The sequence below is a fragment of the Streptomyces sp. TRM49041 genome (assembly GCF_008271805.1).
In the GTDB taxonomy this organism is placed as follows: Bacteria; Actinomycetota; Actinomycetes; order Streptomycetales; family Streptomycetaceae; genus Streptomyces.
This window is the reverse complement of sequence record NZ_VSRY01000008.1, coordinates 1-203: the sequence shown is the minus strand read 5'-3', so window position 1 is coordinate 203 and position 203 is coordinate 1. Positions and strand designations below refer to the sequence as shown.

General features: G+C 67.5%; 1 protein-coding gene. It reads left to right on the top strand.

All coding sequences use genetic code 11. The features are described 5' to 3' along the window. Nucleotides 1-203, top strand: a 203-nt coding sequence (locus FVS66_RS36680) for an IS3 family transposase (protein ID WP_149178864.1), incomplete at both ends; no start/stop codon positions are given.

Here is a 203-nt window from a genome sequence, read left to right as displayed (position 1 = left end):
TCCTCAACGGCTTCATAGCCGAGACCGGACTGGCACTGGAGCCCCCGTAGCGTCACCCCACCCTTTCAACCTCAGCGGCACCTATGGCCACCGGCGCATCCAGGCCCAGCTGCATCGCTGGGGTGTCACCGCTGGCCTGGAACTGGTCCGCCGGCTCATGCGTGAGCTGGGCCTTGAGCCCTGTCAGCCGCGGCCGAAGAGGT